The sequence below is a fragment of the Enterobacter sp. EGD-HP1 genome (genome assembly GCF_000733275.2).
GTDB lineage: Bacteria > Pseudomonadota > Gammaproteobacteria > Enterobacterales > Enterobacteriaceae > Enterobacter.
The window spans coordinates 33,702-50,597 of record NZ_AVOP01000015.1 but is presented as its reverse complement, the minus strand read 5'-3'; the positions used below and the strand labels follow the sequence as shown (position 1 = coordinate 50,597).

At 54.6% G+C, this 16,896-nt stretch carries 19 protein-coding genes and 1 tRNA gene; 9 read left to right on the top strand and 11 right to left on the bottom strand.

Translation table 11 applies throughout. The features are described from left to right. Window positions 1–214: 214 nt before the first annotated feature. From N037_RS12775 to aspA, 6 genes are all read right to left on the bottom strand, one after another. Window positions 215–290: transfer RNA gene (locus tag N037_RS12775), tRNA-Phe, on the bottom strand. Between the two features lie 127 nt (window positions 291–417). Next, window positions 418–993: a transcriptional regulator gene (locus N037_RS12770; protein ID WP_032641387.1), complete on the bottom strand. Its 576-nt coding sequence runs from the start codon at window positions 991–993 to the stop codon at window positions 418–420. A gap of 49 nt (window positions 994–1,042) precedes the next feature. Then, window positions 1,043–2,734: a protein-disulfide reductase DsbD gene (locus N037_RS12765; RefSeq protein ID WP_032641385.1), complete on the bottom strand. Its 1,692-nt coding sequence runs from the start codon at window positions 2,732–2,734 to the stop codon at window positions 1,043–1,045. Next, window positions 2,710–3,033, bottom strand: a complete 324-nt coding sequence (cutA, locus tag N037_RS12760; protein ID WP_014168278.1) for a divalent cation tolerance protein CutA — start codon at window positions 3,031–3,033, stop codon at window positions 2,710–2,712. Before cutA ends, N037_RS12765 begins: the two co-directional genes overlap by 25 nt. Window positions 3,034–3,146: 113 nt before the next feature. Next, entirely contained in the window at window positions 3,147–4,448 is a 1,302-nt protein-coding gene (locus N037_RS12755) for an anaerobic C4-dicarboxylate transporter (protein WP_032641383.1), read from the bottom strand. 115 nt (window positions 4,449–4,563) lie between these two features. Next, on the bottom strand, window positions 4,564–6,000 hold the full coding sequence (aspA, locus tag N037_RS12750) for an aspartate ammonia-lyase (protein WP_003855923.1): 1,437 nt from the start codon (window positions 5,998–6,000) through the stop codon (window positions 4,564–4,566). A gap of 335 nt (window positions 6,001–6,335) precedes the next feature. Here aspA and N037_RS12745 point away from each other — a divergent pair, with 335 nt between their 5' ends. Continuing rightward, window positions 6,336–6,800 (top strand): FxsA family protein, encoded by a 465-nt coding sequence (locus N037_RS12745; protein WP_023334227.1) that lies wholly within the window; start codon window positions 6,336–6,338, stop codon window positions 6,798–6,800. A gap of 24 nt (window positions 6,801–6,824) precedes the next feature. Here N037_RS12745 and yjeH read toward each other — a convergent pair whose 3' ends face one another. Beyond that, window positions 6,825–8,075 (bottom strand): L-methionine/branched-chain amino acid transporter, encoded by a 1,251-nt coding sequence (gene yjeH, locus N037_RS12740; protein ID WP_032641391.1) that lies wholly within the window; start codon window positions 8,073–8,075, stop codon window positions 6,825–6,827. A 179-nt stretch (window positions 8,076–8,254) separates the two neighbouring features. Between yjeH and N037_RS12735 the strand changes: the two genes are divergently transcribed. The 3 genes from N037_RS12735 (at window position 8,255) to N037_RS12725 (ending at window position 10,711) form a co-directional block, all read left to right on the top strand. Then, window positions 8,255–8,548 (top strand): co-chaperone GroES, encoded by a 294-nt coding sequence (locus tag N037_RS12735; RefSeq protein ID WP_003855929.1) that lies wholly within the window; start codon window positions 8,255–8,257, stop codon window positions 8,546–8,548. 31 nt (window positions 8,549–8,579) lie between these two features. Further along, complete coding sequence (gene groL / locus N037_RS12730) at window positions 8,580–10,223, top strand: chaperonin GroEL (RefSeq protein WP_014882201.1); 1,644 nt, start codon at window positions 8,580–8,582, stop codon at window positions 10,221–10,223. 134 nt (window positions 10,224–10,357) lie between these two features. Then, window positions 10,358–10,711: a DUF4156 domain-containing protein gene (locus N037_RS12725; RefSeq protein ID WP_023310115.1), complete on the top strand. Its 354-nt coding sequence runs from the start codon at window positions 10,358–10,360 to the stop codon at window positions 10,709–10,711. Window positions 10,712–10,776: 65 nt separating this feature from the next. On the opposite strand, the gene epmB is transcribed toward N037_RS12725, so the two are convergent. After that, the gene (epmB, locus tag N037_RS12720; RefSeq protein ID WP_032641381.1) at window positions 10,777–11,805 is read right to left on the bottom strand and encodes an EF-P beta-lysylation protein EpmB; all 1,029 of its coding nucleotides are present in this window, start codon (window positions 11,803–11,805) and stop codon (window positions 10,777–10,779) included. A 40-nt stretch (window positions 11,806–11,845) separates the two neighbouring features. On the opposite strand from epmB, the gene efp reads away from it, so the two are divergent. The 3 genes from efp to ecnB all read left to right on the top strand — a co-directional run bounded on the left by efp (window position 11,846) and on the right by ecnB (window position 12,857). Further along, a complete protein-coding gene (gene efp / locus N037_RS12715; RefSeq protein WP_010427766.1) occupies window positions 11,846–12,412 on the top strand; it encodes an elongation factor P in 567 nt (188 codons plus the stop codon). 58 nt (window positions 12,413–12,470) lie between these two features. Further along, window positions 12,471–12,602 (top strand): entericidin A/B family lipoprotein, encoded by a 132-nt coding sequence (locus N037_RS12710; protein WP_024907352.1) that lies wholly within the window; start codon window positions 12,471–12,473, stop codon window positions 12,600–12,602. 108 nt (window positions 12,603–12,710) lie between these two features. Beyond that, entirely contained in the window at window positions 12,711–12,857 is a 147-nt protein-coding gene (gene ecnB / locus N037_RS12705) for a lipoprotein toxin entericidin B (RefSeq protein WP_014068593.1), read from the top strand. Window positions 12,858–12,895: 38 nt separating this feature from the next. Here the strand turns inward: ecnB and N037_RS12700 are convergent, their stop codons facing one another. After that, on the bottom strand, window positions 12,896–13,495 hold the full coding sequence (locus N037_RS12700) for a helix-turn-helix transcriptional regulator (RefSeq protein WP_023334230.1): 600 nt from the start codon (window positions 13,493–13,495) through the stop codon (window positions 12,896–12,898). 261 nt (window positions 13,496–13,756) lie between these two features. On the opposite strand from N037_RS12700, the gene sugE reads away from it, so the two are divergent. Further along, on the top strand, window positions 13,757–14,074 hold the full coding sequence (sugE, locus tag N037_RS12695; RefSeq protein ID WP_006178944.1) for a quaternary ammonium compound efflux SMR transporter SugE: 318 nt from the start codon (window positions 13,757–13,759) through the stop codon (window positions 14,072–14,074). Here sugE and N037_RS12690 read toward each other — a convergent pair. Both N037_RS12690 and blaACT read right to left on the bottom strand, forming a co-directional pair. Continuing rightward, window positions 14,071–14,601 carry a lipocalin family protein gene (locus N037_RS12690; protein ID WP_023334231.1) on the bottom strand — a complete coding sequence of 177 codons (531 nt, stop codon included), beginning with the start codon at window positions 14,599–14,601 and terminating at the stop codon, window positions 14,071–14,073. The genes sugE and N037_RS12690 overlap by 4 nt on opposite strands. A gap of 136 nt (window positions 14,602–14,737) precedes the next feature. Further along, window positions 14,738–15,883, bottom strand: coding sequence for an ACT family cephalosporin-hydrolyzing class C beta-lactamase (gene blaACT / locus N037_RS12685; RefSeq protein WP_032641389.1), 1,146 nt, complete (start codon window positions 15,881–15,883; stop codon window positions 14,738–14,740). A 132-nt stretch (window positions 15,884–16,015) separates the two neighbouring features. On the opposite strand from blaACT, the gene ampR reads away from it, so the two are divergent. Then, window positions 16,016–16,891 carry a LysR family transcriptional regulator AmpR gene (ampR, locus tag N037_RS12680; RefSeq protein WP_032641379.1) on the top strand — a complete coding sequence of 292 codons (876 nt, stop codon included), beginning with the start codon at window positions 16,016–16,018 and terminating at the stop codon, window positions 16,889–16,891. The last annotated feature ends 5 nt before the right edge of the window (window positions 16,892–16,896 follow it).

The following is a 16,896-nucleotide window of genomic DNA, read 5'->3' as shown; positions in this document are numbered from 1 at the left end:
TGCCAGGCATCAAATAGAAGAACCCCGTACCGTAAGGTGCGGGGTTTTTTGCTTTGTGCCCGCCAAAACATGCCGGATGGCGGCTTCGCCTTATCCGGCCTACAAAACCTGCAGGCCGCACGATCCCACGGCAAAGAGAAACAAGAATACTAAAGAAGGGATTTATAAACGCAGAAAAGCAAAAACCCAGCCATAGGCTGGGTTCTTTAAATAGTGGTGCCCGGACTCGGAATCGAACCAAGGACACGGGGATTTTCAATCCCCTGCTCTACCGACTGAGCTATCCGGGCAACGGAGCGCATTAAACCGCAATCACGCTCTAGCGTCAACATTATTTCGGGAAAAGCTGTTCAACTGCTTAAGTTTGCGGCAATCTGGCGGTTTACGCGTCGAATACGGCAAATTTAACAGGTTCGCTTACGTCAATGCCCCGCCCATACGGCACTGAGCAAAGCGCAGAATATCTTCCGCCAGTCGGTGCGCCGTATCTACGTCGGCCTGGCTACGGTTCACCAGCATGCGGCTCAGGCAGCCCTCCAGCACCAGCTCCATCTGTTTCGCCACCATTGCCGGGTCATCCACTTCCAGCGTGGTCAGCAGCTCGTGGGTGAAGTCATGCGCCGCCCGTTTTTGCTGATCCGCCAACTGGTGGATAGGATGACCTGGGTCGGGAAAATAAGTGCAGGCGGCGATGAACAGACAACCCGGGTAACGGTTGTTGCTGACGCATTCCGTCAGGGCGGTATAGCGCGCCAGCAGCTTTTGCTCCGCGGTCAGTTCTTCATTCAGCATCAGTTGCCTGCGCCAGACATCAACCTGCTGGCTGAGATAGCGCAGGGCATCATAGAGTAGCGCCTCTTTATCCGGCCAGAAGCGCTTAAGTTCATCCAGGGGATAATCGATACGGTCGGCTACCATCTCAAGCGTGGTGCTGGCGATCCCTTGAATCTCAAGCAGTTGCAGGGCTTGTCCCAGTACGTCTTCACGTTGCACGGTTATCTCCTCCGCTATTCCCAACGGTTTGTCCCGTTTAAAGTGTTGTTTACGGTTGGCGATTGCGCAAATGCGCGCTAAATGCCGCTGCATCCATAAACCCGGTTACACGCTGCTCTGGCTGCTCCTGGCCCTGCTGATTGAAGAACAGAATGGTTGGCAGCCCGAGCACGTTAAGCTGCTTCAGCAGAGCCTTATCCTGCGCATTATTGGCGGTCACGTTCGCCTGGAGCACAACGGTCTCTTTCAGGGCGTTTTGCACCTGTGGATCGCTAAAGGTATATTTTTCAAATTCTTTGCAGGCGACACACCAGTCGGCATAGAGATCGAGCATCACCGGTTTGCCTTTTGCCTCAGCCAGGGCGCTGTTAAGTTCATCTACATTTTTTATCGGGGTGAAGTTCAGGTGTGCTTGCGTCTGACTCACCGGCGTTCCGAACGCCCAGTCCTGCAGAGGGCGTACGCTCACCAGCGCGGCAGCCAGCAGGAGGATTTGCACCAGGCGCATCCACGCTTTTTTCGCTCCCAGGCTGACGATAAACGCCCAGGCAAAGAATGCGACGCCGAGCATCGCCCACAGGCGCAAACCCCAGGCGTCGCCGACGATACGCTCAAGGAGAAACACCGGCAGCGCGAGGATGACAAAGCCAAACGCGGTTTTCACCGTCTCCATCCACGGGCCGCTCTTCGGCAGCAGTCGATTGCCGAAAACTGTGACCAGAATCAGCGGCAGGCCCATGCCCAGGGCATACAGATACAACGTTCCGCCGCCGAGCCACATATTGCCGCTCTGGGCGATATATAGCAGGATGGCGCTCAGCGGTGCGGTGGTGCAAGGGGAACAAATCAAACCGGCGATGGCTCCCATCGCGAATACCCCACCCGCCGAGCCACCCTGCTGGCGGTTACTCATCAGCGTTAAGCGAGTCTGCAAAGCCGACGGTAATTGCAGGGTAAACAGGCCGAACATCGACAGTGCCAGCAGGATGAAGACCACCGACAAGCCAATAAGCACGTAAGGATGCTGCAGTGCGGCCTGGAACTGTAACCCGGCAGCGGCAACCACAAGGCCAAGGGCTGTGTAGGTCAACGCCATGCCCTGCACATAAATAAAGGCCAACAGCAGGGCGCGTGCGGTGGAAAGCCGTTGCTTACCACCCAGCACGATGCCAGAGATGAGCGGATACATCGGGAGCACGCACGGCGTAAAGGCAATGCCAATACCGATCAGCAAAGCCCAAAGCGCTGAGAACGGAAGGTCTGTGCGCTCTTCGCTCGTCTCGCCCGAGGGGAGAGGGGAAACGGCGGCAGCCGCTTTCACTTCGCTGAGCGGCACAACCTTAGTTTCCGGTGGATAGCAGAATCCCGCGTCCGCGCATCCCTGATAGGTCACCGTCAGCGTCGCGCCTTTATCCGCCTGATTCACCGTAACGGGCACGCTTAAGCGCTGGCGGTAGATTTCACTCTTGCCGTAGAACTCGTCCTCGTGCCACTCGCCGGCGGGCAACTGCAATGCGCCCACGTTTGCCTGGGCAGGCGTAATGCTGACCTGCTTGCGGTAGAGGTAATAACCTTCTTTCACCTGCCAGGTTAGATTGAGATCGTGCTGGTTCTGCTGAAAGTCGAAAACAAACGCCTGGTCGGCAGGAATAAAGTTTGAACGGCCGGGCGCGTCAAACAACCCGGCAAAAGCTGACGTGCTGCACAGCAGCAGGATCAGCGTAAAGAAGCGTTGAGCCATGAGAGATAGTCGTTATCACCGTGGACCACTGGCAGCACCAGCAGCTCCGGGGTTTGGTAAGGATGATGAGATTTGAGGCAGTCCAGAAGTGCCTGCTGATTCGCCAAATTGGTTTTGAGCAACATCTGGACTTCGTACTCCTGCTCCAGTTTGCCTTCCCAGTAATAAAGGGAGGTGGCTCCGGGGAGGAGCGTCACGCAGGCAGCCAGTTTTTCGGCCAGCACTTTGGCGGCGAGATCCTGGGCAGAGGCTTCATCAGGGGCGGTACACAGTACGACAACAGCATCAGGCGTGTTCACAAGTCGACCTCCTCATCACGAAAGGCTTCACTATATCACGCAAGGCGGTTGGTCATTAATGAAACGGGCCGCAGAGCGGCCCGATTTTAACTATTTTTACAACCACTCACCGTTTACAGGACCACACCGCCAATGATAAAGCCGAGGATCACGCAAAGTGAAATGGCGACTACGCCTGGGATCAGGAACGCGTGGTTAAACACATACTTACCGATACGGGTTGAGCCGGTGTCGTCCATCTCCACTGCCGCCAGCAGGGTTGGGTAGGTTGGCAGAACGAACAGGGCAGAAACCGCCGCGAAAGAGGCAATCGCCGTCAGTGGGGTAACGCCCAGCATCAGTGCCGCAGGCATCAGCGCTTTGGTGGTCGCCGCCTGGGAGTAAAGCAGGGTAGCGGCAAAGAACAGCACGACCGCAAGCAGCCACGGATAGTTGTGCAGCAGGTCGCCGGCTACGGTCTGAATATCGCTGATGTGCGCTTTCACGAAGGTATCACCGAGCCACGCCACGCCGAGGACGCACACGCAGGCGCTCATACCGGATTTGAAGGTGCTGGCGTTCAGCACTTCGCTGGTGTCAATTTTACAGGTGATGCTAATCAGCGTCGCGATGGTCAGCATAAATACCACAATCGCTTCGTTACGTGGCAGGACCGGGTTCTGGATCAGGCCCACGGTATCGCTGATGGCGGTCGCATAGAACATGACGGCGACGATACCAATCAGGAACAGCAGCACGGAGCGTTTCGCGTGTGGCTTCAGCTCGAAGACCTGGCTGCCGCGCAGCCTCACTTCACCCTTGGCAAGGCGTTCCTGATAAACCTGATCGTCTTTCAGTTCAGCGCCGAGGAAGTTACACAGCACGGCGGTAATCATCACCGCAATCAGCGTCACCGGGATACAGATCGCCAGCAGCGTCAGGTAGCTCACGCCCATCGGCTCAAGGATACCGGCGAAGAAGACCACCGCAGCGGAAATCGGCGAGGCGGTAATCGCAATCTGGGACGCCACTACGGCAATAGAGAGTGGACGAGACGGACGGATACCCTGCTCTTTCGCCACTTCGGTAATCACCGGCAGCGTAGAGAAGGCGGTGTGGCCCGTACCGGCGAGAATAGTCATAAACCAGGTCACCAGCGGGGCAAGGAAGGTAATGTATTTTGGATGGCGGCGCAGCATACGCTCCGCCAGGCTCACCAGGTAGTCCATACCGCCTGCCACCTGCATGGCGGCGATAGCGGCAATAACTGCCATGATGATTTCGATAACGTCAAACGGGATTGCGCCGGGTTTAATCTGAAAGATAAGGGTAAGAACGAGCACCCCGAGACCGCCGGCAAAACCGATGCCGATACCCCCGAGTCTTGCTCCCAAATAAATCGCCAACAAGACGATGACGAGTTCTGCTCCAAACATAAGGACCTTCCTTGCTTATTAACAAGTTGATATTGAATTGTTGTATTTTGGTAACGCCTAAAAAGAAAAAAGGCACGTCACAAGTGACGTGCCTTAAGAAGCCTAGCCTGAACGGTTACTGTTCGCTTTCATCGGTATATCGTTTTGCTTTATATGCCGGGTGCATCAGGTTCTGGGCCGAGAAGATATCGTCCAGCTCGGCTTCGGTCAACAGCCCGCGCTCCAGCACCACTTCACGTACGCTCTTACCGGTTTCGGCACAAATCTTACCGACGATGTCACCGTTGTGGTGACCGATGAACGGGTTGAGGTAGGTGACGATCCCGATGGAGTTATAGACATAACCCTCACAGACTTCTTTATTCGCTGTGATGCCGTTAATGCATTTTTCCAGCAGGTTGTAGCAGGCGTTCGTCAGGATGTGGATAGATTCAAACATCGCCTGGCCAATCACTGGCTCCATCACGTTCAGCTGCAGCTGACCCGCTTCAGAGGCCATGGTCACGGTTGTATCGTTGCCGATGACTTTGAAGCAAACCTGGTTCACCACTTCTGGCACAACCGGGTTCACCTTGGCTGGCATGATGGACGAACCGGCCTGCAGTTCTGGCAGGTTGATTTCGTTCAGGCCAGCGCGCGGACCGGAAGAGAGCAGGCGCAGGTCGTTACAGATTTTGGACAGTTTCACTGCCAGACGTTTCAGGGCGCTGTGTACCATGACGTAGGCGCCGCAGTCTGAGGTAGCTTCAATCAGGTCTTCAGCAGGCACAACCGGCAGGTTAGAGACTTCAGCCAGCTTCTGTACCGCCAGCTGCTGATAGCCATCCGGGGTGTTCAGACGCGTACCGATGGCGGTTGCGCCCAGGTTCACTTCCAGCAGCAGCTCGGAGGTGCGCAGCAGGTTTTTGGTCTCTTCGTTAAGCAGCACGTTAAACGCGTGGAATTCCTGGCCGAGCGTCATCGGCACCGCGTCCTGCAGCTGGGTACGACCCATTTTCAGGATGTCCTGGAACTCAACCGCTTTACGCTGGAAGCCATCACCCAGCTGGTTGATCGCATCCACCAGTTTCACTACAGAGGCATACACCGCGATACGGAAGCCGGTAGGGTAGGCGTCGTTGGTGGACTGGCATTTGTTAACGTGGTCGTTCGGGTTCAGGTACTGGTATTCACCTTTCTGGTGACCCATCAGCTCCAGGCCAATGTTTGCCAGTACTTCGTTGGTATTCATGTTGACGGAGGTGCCCGCGCCGCCCTGATAGACGTCAACCGGGAACTGGTCCATGCATTTGCCGTTGTTCAGCACTTCATCGCAGGCCGCGATAATCGCATTTGCCGCGCTTTTAGGAATGGTTTGCAGCTCTTTGTTGGCCAGTGCTGCGGCTTTCTTCACCATCACCATGCCACGGACAAACTCAGGGATGTCACTGATTTTGCTGTTGCTGATGTAGAAGTTTTCAATCGCTCTCAGAGTGTGAACACCGTAGTAGGCATCCGCTGGAACTTCCCTGGTACCCAACAAGTCTTCTTCGATACGAATGTTGTTTAACATGTGAACCTTCTTTTCAAGCTGCCGATGGATTGTACTAAACACACAGTATTTATGTGGTTTTGAATATTTTCTGGCCGACGATTATTCCCTCAATCAGCCAGATGTTCGAGATCATATGCTGATGATAGCGAATTGCCGTAAGCTGGATCACTTATTATCGAGCCGATTCCATGATAATTATTAATCTGTGAAATGGGTCACCGCTTTAATATTTCCAAAAAAAATATCCGTGCAAACTGATTGAATTTTCGCTAACCGTCACCATTTCATACAAACGCGCGTCGCGAACACATTCAGACAGGGGCCCGACGGCCCTTGCCACACAGGAGATGCCAGTGCGCTGGATACCGTTTATTGCTTTCTTTCTCTATGTTTACATTGAGATTTCTATTTTCATCCAGGTTGCCCATGTGCTGGGCGTCCTGCTGACGCTGATTCTGGTGATTTTCACCTCCGTCATCGGCATGTCGCTGGTGCGTAATCAGGGTTTCAAAAATTTCCTGTTAATGCAGCAAAAGATGGCCGCAGGCGAAAGCCCGGCGGCGGAGATGATCAAAAGCGTATCGCTGATTATTGCGGGGCTGCTGCTGATCCTGCCGGGGTTCTTCACTGATTTCCTCGGCCTTCTGCTGCTTCTGCCGCCGGTGCAAAAGCACCTGACTATGAAGCTGCTGCCGCATCTGCGCTTTAGCCGTATGCCCGGGGGCGGGTTTAGCACCGGGCCGGGCGATACCTTTGAAGGGGAGTATCAGCGTAAGGATGAGCAGCACGACCGTTTAGACCATAAAGACGATCGGTGATGTTGTTGCCCGGTGGCGCTTCGCTTACCGGGCATCCGACAGCAGACCGCGCTTCGGCAAAAACAGCCACAGCCCTGCCAGCATGACAATCGCGTACAGACTCTTCCAGCCCACCATCGCCAGCAACAGCAGGCAAAGCATGCCCCCGACGACTGCCAGTGCTTTATAACGACCTTTCAGCAAACGACATCCCGCCAGCATGCACAGCAGATAAATCATGATGAAAATGCCGTTGGCGTAGACGATCAGCGCGTCCAGATTGATCTTCAGTACGTAGATACACAGCGTGCTCAACACGCAGCAGCCCAGTACGGCATTCAGGGCATTCAGCGGAAGCTGGCGTTTAGACAGGCGCGCGAGGCGATTCTCAGGTTTGTCGAGCGCCTGTGACCACACCAGCCGGGCAAAGCTCTGGATATAAATATTCAGGCTGGCAAAACAGGCCAGATAGCCGATGACGCAGGCGATCCACAGCGCCTTCACACCGAACAGTTTAACCACGATACCCGGCAGCGATGCCGCGGCGGAGAGATCTGCACCGAACGCGTTGAAGTGTAATATCAGCACGGTGCAGGCCCAATAGACCGTACCTGCCAGCAGCAGGCCTATCATCAGCGCGCGGGGAAAATCACGCTCAGGCTGCTTAAATTCAGAGGCCAGATGGGCAAAGGCTTCCAGGCCCACAAAACACCAGAACATGACGGAGAGCGCGGCGAAAAGTTGTGAAGGGTCGACATCTGTCATCGCCGGGAAGGGAATTTCCTTGATTGTAATATCGCCCGCCCACCAGATAGCGGCAATGAGCGCGACAATCAGCACCGAAACCAGCGTCTGCAGGTTGGCGCTGGAGCTGGCTCCGCGAGAGCCTACCCACCAGACGATTGCCAGCGTACCCAGTTCGGCCAGCAATAACTGCTCGTTATGCCAGCCAAACAGCGCCTGACCAAAGCCGGTCGCAATATGCAGCGCCGCAGGGAGACCAACCGGAATGACGGAGAGAAACAGCCAGCCGGTGACGCGCTGCAGTCGCGGACCAAAGGCCAGGCCGACAAAGTGCGCCACGCCGCCCGCGCTGGGGAAATGCCGCCCCAGGATGGCAAACACAATGGCTATCGGGAAAACCAATACAATCAGCGCTGGCCACGCCCACAGGCTGTTATTTCCAGCCGCCAGCGCCGCCAGCGCGGGTACGGCGAACACGCCCGTACCTAACAAGGAGGTTGAGAGCAATCCAACGCCCTGCGCCAGCCCCAACTCCTGCTTGAGTCCACTCATTGACATCGCCCTGCCAGTACCAAAAGAGAGGCGATGGTAACACTTTCGCAAATTTTTTTTTCGACTCCCCCTTGAAGGGGTAAAAAGCTATCCCCATCTCTCAGGGCACTAGTCGGAAAACCGCATGCGGGCCGGCGTCATCCATAACTGATAATGACTTTCTCAAAGGAGAGCTATCAATGAGTATTCGTCCGTTACATGATCGTGTGATCGTCAAACGTAAAGAAGTTGAAACCAAGTCTGCTGGCGGCATCGTTCTGACCGGTTCTGCAGCAGCCAAATCAACGCGTGGCGAAATCATCGCTGTCGGTAAGGGCCGCATCCTGGAAAACGGAACTGTGCAGCCACTGGACGTTAAAGTTGGTGACATCGTAATTTTCAACGATGGCTACGGCGTGAAATCCGAGAAGATCGACAATGAAGAAGTGTTGATCATGTCCGAGAGCGACATTCTGGCAATTGTTGAAGCGTAATTTACGCACGAGAATTTGAGGAAATAAGAACATGGCAGCTAAAGACGTAAAATTCGGTAACGACGCTCGTGTAAAAATGCTCCGCGGCGTAAACGTACTGGCAGATGCAGTTAAAGTGACCCTGGGCCCGAAAGGCCGCAACGTAGTGCTGGATAAATCCTTCGGCGCGCCAACCATCACCAAAGATGGTGTTTCTGTAGCACGTGAAATCGAGCTGGAAGACAAGTTTGAAAACATGGGCGCGCAGATGGTGAAAGAAGTTGCCTCTAAAGCGAACGACGCTGCAGGCGACGGTACCACCACCGCGACCGTTCTGGCGCAGGCTATCATCACTGAAGGTCTGAAAGCCGTTGCTGCGGGCATGAACCCAATGGATCTGAAACGTGGTATCGACAAAGCTGTCGCTTCCGCTGTTGAAGAACTGAAAGCGCTGTCCGTACCGTGCTCTGACTCTAAAGCCATTGCTCAGGTTGGTACCATCTCCGCTAACTCCGACGAAACCGTAGGTAAACTGATCGCTGAAGCGATGGACAAAGTCGGTAAAGAAGGCGTGATCACCGTTGAAGACGGTACCGGTCTGGAAGACGAACTGGACGTGGTTGAAGGTATGCAGTTCGACCGCGGTTACCTGTCCCCATACTTCATCAACAAGCCAGAGACTGGCGCTGTTGAGCTGGAAAGCCCGTTCATCCTGCTGGCTGACAAGAAAATCTCCAACATCCGCGAAATGCTGCCAGTGCTGGAAGCCGTTGCGAAAGCAGGCAAGCCGCTGGTTATCATCGCTGAAGACGTTGAAGGCGAAGCGCTGGCGACCCTGGTGGTTAACACCATGCGCGGCATCGTGAAAGTGGCTGCGGTTAAAGCACCTGGTTTCGGCGATCGCCGTAAAGCAATGCTGCAGGATATCGCTACCCTGACCGGCGGTACCGTGATCTCTGAAGAGATCGGTATGGAGCTGGAAAAAGCGACCCTGGAAGACCTGGGCCAGGCGAAACGCGTTGTGATCAACAAAGACACCACCACCATCATCGATGGCGTGGGTGAAGAAGCCGCTATTCAGGGCCGTGTTGGTCAGATCCGTAAGCAGATCGAAGAAGCAACTTCCGATTACGACCGTGAAAAACTGCAGGAGCGCGTAGCGAAACTGGCAGGCGGCGTTGCGGTTATCAAAGTTGGTGCTGCGACCGAAGTTGAAATGAAAGAGAAGAAAGCACGCGTTGACGATGCCCTGCACGCGACCCGTGCTGCGGTAGAAGAAGGCGTAGTTGCTGGTGGTGGCGTCGCGCTGGTGCGTGTAGCCGCTAAACTGGCTGGCCTGACCGCTCAGAACGAAGACCAGAACGTGGGTATCAAAGTTGCGCTGCGCGCAATGGAAGCGCCTCTGCGTCAGATCGTGTCCAACGCTGGTGAAGAGCCATCTGTGGTTGCGAACAACGTGAAAGCGGGCGAAGGTAACTACGGTTACAACGCAGCAACTGAAGAATACGGCAACATGATCGACTTCGGTATCCTGGACCCAACGAAAGTAACCCGTTCTGCTCTGCAGTACGCGGCGTCTGTCGCTGGCCTGATGATCACCACCGAATGTATGGTCACCGATATGCCTAAAGGCGATGCACCAGACTTAGGTGCTGCTGGCATGGGTGGCATGGGCGGTATGGGCGGCATGATGTAATCGTGCGTTCTACGTCGTAGAATGTGAAAAACCCCCGGGCAGAGATGCTCGGGGGTTTTTCTTTTGGTCATCTTTTAGGTATAAGATTTACACACGGACAACTACTGTCCAGCTTATTGAAAACGAGGAATAACATGCGCGTAAAAGTCTGTGCAGGGATCGTAGGAGCAGCATTGCTGCTGGCGGGTTGTAGCTCCAGCAATGAGCTGTCGGCAGCGGGCCAGGGCGTTCGCTTTGTGGAAGATAAGCCTGGCAGTGAATGCCAGCTATTAGGCACGGCAACCGGTGAGCAAAGTAACTGGATGTCAGGTCAGCATGGCGAAGAAGGTGGCTCGATGCGCGGTGCGGCGAATGCCCTGCGTAACCAGGCTGCGGCAATGGGCGGTAACGTGATTTACGGCGTGAGCAGCCCAACGCAGAGTATGCTGTCCAGCTTCGTGCCGACCGCCAGCCAGATGAACGGTCAGGTCTACAAGTGCCCGAACTGAGTTAACTTGCTGATGGCGCTGCCCCCGGACCCCGTAGGGCAGGTAAGCGTAGCGCCACCTGCCTTTTAGCACTGCCGCAGCTGCAAATCCAGCGGCGTCTTGCTTGGCTCACCGCCAATCTCGCGCGCCAGCTTCGGCACCATATAGCCTGAAACCAGCGTTAACAGTTCGCGCATAATCTTCCGGGCTTCTTCATCCGTCACCATGAAATGTGCCGCGCCCTGAACGCGATCCAACACGTGCAGGTAATAGGGCATCACGCCCGCATCAAACAACGCATTGCTCAAATCTGCCAGCACGCGGGCACTGTCATTCACGCCGCGCAGCAGCACGCTCTGGTTCAGCAGCGTCACGCCCGCTTTACGCAGCCGCGCCATCGCCGCGCGAAACGCATCATCAATTTCATTCGCGTGATTGATATGGTTCACCAGCAACACCTGCAGGCGGGACTGCTCCATGCGTGACACCAGGCCGTCCGTGACACGGGCCGGAATGACAATCGGTAAACGGCTGTGAATGCGCAAACGCTTAATATGCGGGATGGCTTCAAGCTGGGTCAGCAGCCAGTCCAGCTCATGATCTTTCGCCATCAGCGGGTCGCCGCCGGAAAAAATAATCTCATCCAGCTCCGGATGGGCGGCGATATAGTCCAGTGCGACCTGCCAGTTGCGTTTATTGCCCTGATTTTCGGCATAAGGAAAGTGCCGACGGAAGCAATAACGACAATTTACCGCGCAGCCGCCTTTTACCAGCAGCAGGGCGCGGTTGAGATATTTGTGCAGTAAACCCGGCACCACGCTGTTCTGTTCTTCCAGCGGATCGGTGCTATAACCGGGCGCGGTGACAAACTCATCCTGCGAAGTAAGTGTTTGCTTTAATAGCGGATCGTTGGGATTGCCTTTCTCCATCCGCGCCACAAACGCGCGGGGAACGCGCAGGGCGAAAAGGCGTTTTGCCTCGCGGCCTGCAAGCAACTCTGGATGCTGATCGAGGTCTAAAAGACGCAGCAATTCATCAGGACTGGTGATTACATCGGCAAGTTGCGATAACCAATCTTCTCTGGACGGGGTGTTTAGGGTTACAATATGCGCCATTTTGTGGCTTAGCTACCAGTTAACAAATTTAGAGGGCCTTATGGCAACGTACTATAGCAACGATTTTCGTGCTGGTCTTAAAATCATGATGGACGGCGAACCGTACGCGGTTGAAGCCAGCGAATTCGTTAAACCAGGTAAAGGCCAGGCATTCGCACGCGTTAAGCTGCGCCGCCTGCTGACCGGTACCCGTGTTGAGAAAACCTTCAAGTCTACTGACTCTGCTGAAGGCGCTGATGTTGTTGATATGAACCTGACCTATCTGTACAACGACGGTGAGTTCTATCATTTCATGAACAACTCTACTTTCGAACAGCTGTCTGCTGATGAGAAAGCAGTAGGCGACAGCGCTAAATGGCTGCTGGATCAGGCTGAGTGCATCGTGACCCTGTGGAACGGCCAGCCTATCGCTGTGACCCCACCAAACTTCGTAGAACTGGAAATCGTTGAAACCGATCCAGGTCTGAAAGGTGATACCGCAGGTACCGGCGGTAAACCAGCCAAACTGTCTACCGGCGCAGTGGTTAAAGTGCCATTGTTCGTACAGACTGGCGAAGTGATCAAAGTGGATACCCGCTCCGGCGAATACGTGTCCCGCGTGAAGTAATTTACGTCATGATTGAAGGCGCAGCGCCCGCTGCGCCTGATTTTTGCAGGCAGGGATGATGAAACGTACCGTTAAAATTCTGCTTCTGTTAGCGCTTTCCAGTGCATTGCTTTCCGGGTGTAACACCACCCGTGGAATGGGACAAGATATCCAGGATCTCGGTCATATCATTTCTCACGCCGCCAGCTAAGTTCGTCTAATTTTCCTAAAAATGCTTCCTTTTCCGTCAACCGGCGGGATCTTGTCTATTCTTAAGTTGCTATACACAAAACAACTTTGGCTATAAAAGGAAGATATTATGGTTAAGAAGACAATTGCAGCGATCTTTTCAGTCCTGGTGCTTTCTTCAGTGTTAACGGCCTGTAATACCACGCGTGGCGTCGGTCAGGATATTTCTGAAGGTGGTAGCGCAATCTCTGGTGCAGCAACGAAAGCCCAGAACTAAAAGTATGGACGGTACGGCATGATACTTTCACCGTACCGTCAATTCTCGACTTCCTGCAGGGATAAAAACGGGGAGAAACGCGTATCCATATGCAGTTTCATGCGGATATTGCGTTTATAGGTATAAACCGTTTTTCCGTTAATACTCAGGTGAGCAGCAATCTTCTGATTGCTCGCGCCGTCCATCCATAATGTCAGCACCTTCTCTTCCTGCCGGGTCAGCAAGGGGGCGGCGGCTGTTGGCCTTTCAGAATATGAGCGCGAGATCAATGCGTCGTTGATAACCGTTGCCACCTTTTCAAGACTGGCGTTTTTCAACAACGACGACCACACCGGGAACTGTCCGAGCCAGTCTGTCATGCCGTTGTCCTCTCCCGATTGCAGCAAAATAAACGGTAAGCGTTCACTGGCGTTGAGCAAGGACGAGAGTTGCTGAAAATGGTGGATATCCTGCCTGAAGCCGTACAGGTCAGCGATAACCAGCGTGGGTTTCCATTGCAGAATGTGCTCTCTGGCAAGGAACAGATTATTCAGCCCGGTCACAACGTAGTGTCCCGGGAACAAACCGGAATGATTGAGCCATGCTTCAAACCCCGTGCGGGTGAAGTGACAACGGTCAATCAAAAGAATTTTGAACATATTTTATTCGCAGTCGGCTAGTGGTTTGGCTTCCTGCCATCAGAAAGCACATCATCATAGAGAAGTCGGATGAGTGCTAAATGCCGGAACTACGCGCCATACTGCGGCTATTTCTTGCCTTAACGTGTTCAGCAAAAAATGATTGAAAAAAAATAGCACGCTAACCACAATATGAGGCGTAATCTCTGCCTTACGGGACGACCCGTAAGCGTTTCTTTCACCGGGGACGGCCCCAACTTGAATTAAGTTAAGGAGCCTGAAATGTCCTGGATCATTCTTTTTATTGCTGGCCTGCTCGAAGTGGTATGGGCGATTGGTCTCAAATACACCCACGGATTTACCCGTCTGACGCCCAGCGTCATTACCGTCACCGCGATGATCGTGAGTATTGTCCTGTTATCCTGGGCGATGCGCTCGCTGCCTGTGGGAACGGCTTATGCCGTCTGGACGGGCATTGGTGCGGTGGGGGCCGCCATCACCGGCATTCTGCTGCTGGGAGAGTCAGCGAGTCTGGCGCGTATCGCCAGCCTCGCCTTGATTGTGGCCGGGATCATTGGGCTGAAGCTCAGTACCCATTAATGGGGTTGTTTTACCCAGATGAGTTTTGACACATCAAACCCTTGCCGGGTCGCGACGTCCAGCATCTGCTGTTTCATTTCTGACGAAATCGTTGGCGTGCGGGAAAGTATCCACAGATAGTCGCGATCCGGTCCGCAGACCAGCGCGTGACGGTACTCTCTGTCGAGCGCGATCACGTTATAGCCGCCATAAAACGGGCCAAAAAACGAGACTTTGAGCGCGGCCCGTCGCGGGTCGCCCGTGAAGTACGCTTTCCCAATCGACTGTTGCCACATCTCCCGGTCGGGATTATAGCCCCGGTTGATCACCTGAATACCGCCATCATCCATCGGACTGTAATTCGCAGTGACCTTCTCTAGGCCCTGCTCAAACCGATGGTCGAAGCGCGCGATTTCATACCATGTTCCAAGGAAGCGCTGTGCATCAAAAGGCGTGACGACGGTAACGCCAGGCGGTGGGGTAGGGGAACTGCAGGCAACCACTAAAAACGCGGCTGTCACCGCGGCGATAACAGGCAGAATGCGCATAGGAGTTTCCTTACTGTTTTTTGTTAAGTGTAGATGACGGCAAGGAAAATGTGGTTTTTGTGCGGTGTGTTTCGCCGGGTGGCCACACCGTGGATTTTGTTGGCCGGGTAAGGCGAAGCCGCCACCCGGCAATGTTTTACTGCAGCGCGTCGAGGATATGGTATGCCGCTTCAACGCGTGCCGGGTTCGGATAGCTTTTATTCGCCAGCATCACAATGCCGAGCTGCTTTTCAGGAATAAAGGCCACGTAGCTGCCAAACCCGCCGGTTGAGCCGGTTTTATGGACCCAGGAGGCTTTTACCGGAGGCGCCGGTGGATTCACTTCTCTCGCGGGCAGCGGCGCCAGCGCCACCTTATTGCCGCTACCCTCTACCACGGTTTTGGCATCGACCGGCCAGTTAAGCATTTCCCAGCCTAAACCCTGATACATCGCTCCCACGCGCCAGTAGCGAGACTGCGCCAGGGTAATGCCTTGCCTGAGTGAAGTATCCTGAAGGGAGTCCGGCTTCATGTTGACCATTACCCAGCTTGCCATATCCTGCACGTTGGTTTTTACGCCATAGGCTTCCGCGTCGAGCATGCCTGGCGAAACGTGTACCGCTTTACCGTCGCGGTATCCCCAGGCGTAATGCGCCTCTTCCGCTTTCGGAACGTTAATCCAGGTATGGTCCAGCTTGAGGGGCTTAAAGACCCGCGTCGTTATGGCCTTCTCATAGCTCATGCCGGAAGGCTTAACCGCCAGCGCGCCAAAAAGACCGATGCTGGCGTTGGCGTAAAGACGCGTGGTGCCCGGCTTCCACTGCGGCTGCCAGTTTTGATAAAAGCGCAGCAGAGAGGCGCTATCCGTGACCTCGTCCGGTACCTGTAACGGCAGACCGCCTGCGGTATAGGTTGCCAGATCCAGCATGCGAATCCCCTGCCACTGCTTGCCTGTCAGCTCAGGCCAGTATTTGGTCACCGGATCGCCCAGCGATATTTCACCGCGAGCAATGGCATCGCCACCCAATACGCCGGTGAAGGTTTTACTTATAGAACCCAGTTCGAACAAGGTTTGTGGGGTAACGGGTTTGTTTGCCGCAATATCGGCTTTACCGAAGGTAAAGTAGTGCGGCTGACCCTCATAAATCACCGCCACCGCCATACCCGGAATGGCCTGCGCTTTCATCAGCGGCGTAACGGTACGTTCCACCACCTCAGCCAGCTGTTTTTCTGACATCGGGGCAGCCAATACCGAGCAGGAGGTGCTGAGCAGCAGGGCGCAGCAAAGGGATTTTGTCATCATCATTTATCTTCCGTAATAGCAGTTCAAGGGAGTGTCCGGGCCCGTCAGACCGCTGTAGTCTGTTGGATTTGACTATGGCTGACAAACGGTTAAATTTAGCATTAGCTGTTAATTTTTCTAACGGATGAGACCATGACGCGCAGCTATCTTCCTCTTAATTCCCTGCGGGCGTTTGAAGCGGCCGCCAGGCACCTCAGTTTTACGCATGCCGCTATCGAGCTGAATGTCACCCATTCCGCGATTAGCCAGCACGTAAAGGCGCTGGAGCAGCACCTTAATTGCCAGCTGTTTGTCCGCGTTTCGCGCGGGCTGATGTTGACCACCGAAGGCGAGAATTTGCTGCCGGTGCTAAATGATTCGTTCGATCGCATCGCCGGAATGCTGGATCGTTTTGCCAGCCAGCGCGCTCAGGAGAAGCTCAAAATAGGTGTGGTAGGGACCTTTGCTACGGGCGTTTTATTCTCGCTGCTCGCGGACTTTCGCCGCTGCTATCCGCATATTGATCTTCAGCTTTCCACCCACAACAATCGCGTCGATCCGGCGGCTGAAGGGCTTGATTACACCATTCGCTACGGTGGCGGCGCGTGGCATGGAACCGATGCTGAATTCCTTTGCCCTGCGCCGCTGTCTCCGCTCTGTACACCCGAGATTGCCTCAGTACTCAAAAGCCCGGCAGATATCCTGAAGTTTACCCTGCTGCGCTCCTACCGGCGCGACGAGTGGGCTGCGTGGATGCAGGCAGCGGGTGAACATCCTCCCTCGCCGACGCACCGGGTGATGGTGTTTGATTCGTCCGTGACCATGCTGGAAGCCGCGCAGGCAGGCACAGGGATTGCCATTGCGCCTGTCGACATGTTTACCCATTTACTCAGCAGCGAGCGCATCGTGCAGCCGTTTGCAACGCAGATTGACCTCGGCAGCTACTGGCTGACAAAACTGCAGTCGCGGACAGAAACGCCCGCAATGCGCGAGTTTGCCCAGTGGCTGGTGGGGAAGATGCAGAAATAAAAGGC

What these genes read in the sequence shown, in the direction of transcription:
- N037_RS12725 (WP_023310115.1), top strand. Translation starts at nt 10,358, where the DNA reads ATGCGCGTAAAAGTCTGTGCAGGGATCGTAGGAGCAGCATTGCTGCTG.
- yjeH (WP_032641391.1), bottom strand. Translation starts at nt 8,075, where the DNA reads ATGAGTGGACTCAAGCAGGAGTTGGGGCTGGCGCAGGGCGTTGGATTG.
- sugE (WP_006178944.1), top strand. Translation starts at nt 13,757, where the DNA reads ATGTCCTGGATCATTCTTTTTATTGCTGGCCTGCTCGAAGTGGTATGG.
- N037_RS12710 (WP_024907352.1), top strand. Translation starts at nt 12,471, where the DNA reads ATGAAACGTACCGTTAAAATTCTGCTTCTGTTAGCGCTTTCCAGTGCA.
- ampR (WP_032641379.1), top strand. Translation starts at nt 16,016, where the DNA reads ATGACGCGCAGCTATCTTCCTCTTAATTCCCTGCGGGCGTTTGAAGCG.
- N037_RS12755 (WP_032641383.1), bottom strand. Translation starts at nt 4,448, where the DNA reads ATGTTTGGAGCAGAACTCGTCATCGTCTTGTTGGCGATTTATTTGGGA.
- epmB (WP_032641381.1), bottom strand. Translation starts at nt 11,805, where the DNA reads ATGGCGCATATTGTAACCCTAAACACCCCGTCCAGAGAAGATTGGTTA.
- N037_RS12735 (WP_003855929.1), top strand. Translation starts at nt 8,255, where the DNA reads ATGAGTATTCGTCCGTTACATGATCGTGTGATCGTCAAACGTAAAGAA.
- N037_RS12765 (WP_032641385.1), bottom strand. Translation starts at nt 2,734, where the DNA reads ATGGCTCAACGCTTCTTTACGCTGATCCTGCTGCTGTGCAGCACGTCA.
- blaACT (WP_032641389.1), bottom strand. Translation starts at nt 15,883, where the DNA reads ATGATGACAAAATCCCTTTGCTGCGCCCTGCTGCTCAGCACCTCCTGC.
- N037_RS12690 (WP_023334231.1), bottom strand. Translation starts at nt 14,601, where the DNA reads ATGCGCATTCTGCCTGTTATCGCCGCGGTGACAGCCGCGTTTTTAGTG.
- N037_RS12700 (WP_023334230.1), bottom strand. Translation starts at nt 13,495, where the DNA reads ATGTTCAAAATTCTTTTGATTGACCGTTGTCACTTCACCCGCACGGGG.
- efp (WP_010427766.1), top strand. Translation starts at nt 11,846, where the DNA reads ATGGCAACGTACTATAGCAACGATTTTCGTGCTGGTCTTAAAATCATG.
- aspA (WP_003855923.1), bottom strand. Translation starts at nt 6,000, where the DNA reads ATGTTAAACAACATTCGTATCGAAGAAGACTTGTTGGGTACCAGGGAA.
- ecnB (WP_014068593.1), top strand. Translation starts at nt 12,711, where the DNA reads ATGGTTAAGAAGACAATTGCAGCGATCTTTTCAGTCCTGGTGCTTTCT.
- groL (WP_014882201.1), top strand. Translation starts at nt 8,580, where the DNA reads ATGGCAGCTAAAGACGTAAAATTCGGTAACGACGCTCGTGTAAAAATG.